Annotated in this window: 1 protein-coding gene; it reads right to left on the reverse strand. The window is 58.6% G+C overall.

The genetic code is table 11. The annotated features are described in order from the left end of the window. On the reverse strand, positions 1–956 hold a 956-nt coding region (locus tag DB708_RS25780), incomplete at both ends, for a condensation domain-containing protein (protein ID WP_235616957.1).

Raw genomic sequence — 956 nt, forward strand, 5'->3', positions numbered from 1 at the left:
CAACACCTCCCGATTACTCCACAGATCCAACCGGGCCCGCTCACCACCATCAACCACATCCACCGACGACAACCGGACATCAGGATCAGCAGTCATCACCTCCAACACCCGCACCCACCGCGCGATCAGCGTTTCGATCGTGGCAGTGTCGAACACCGCGGTGTCGAACTCGATACGAAGGGCCAGTTCATTGCCGGGAGCAACTTGAATCGACAACGGATAGTGGTTGTATTCACGACTGCTAAACCCGGTGATCGCTAACCCGTCAGCACCCAGCGGGGCATCGGTATCCACCGGATAGTTCTCAAACGCAAACAACGTGTCGAACAACCGGTCATGCCCGGTGACCCGGTGGATCTCACTAAGCGCCAAATGCTGATGATCCAGGGTGTCGCTATACCGACGCTGCAGTTGCTCGAGCAGACCACCCACCGTGAGCTGCGCGGTGATCGTGGCCCGTACTGGCACGGTGTTGATCAACAACCCGACCATCGATTCCACACCAACCAACTCAGCCTCGCGCCCTGAGACCGCAATACCGAACGCCACATCCTGTTGACCGGTCAACGACACCAGCAGCTGCGCCCACCCAGCTTGGAGCACCGTGTTCACCGTGGTGTGACAACGACGCGCCAACGCCCCGATCGCCTCAGTAAGCTCAGCGGTGAGTTCACACGATTCAATACCGCGCTGCCCCAACACCATCGGTTCAGACGGACCCACCAACGTGGGAGTCTCAAAACCGGCCAGGACCTCACTCCACGCCGCCCGGGCACTATCGAGATCCCGCTGAGCCAACCACGTCACAAACCTGCGATACGGCGTCGGCGCAGCCAACCGCTGCCCGTAATAACTAGCGAAGATCTCTTGCAACAATATCGGCAACGACCAGCCATCCAACACGATGTGATGATTAGTCAACACAAACCGGTACCGATCTTGTGCCGTGCAGATCA

Source organism: Mycobacterium montefiorense, from assembly GCF_003112775.1.
In the GTDB taxonomy this organism is placed as follows: domain Bacteria; phylum Actinomycetota; class Actinomycetes; order Mycobacteriales; family Mycobacteriaceae; genus Mycobacterium; species Mycobacterium montefiorense.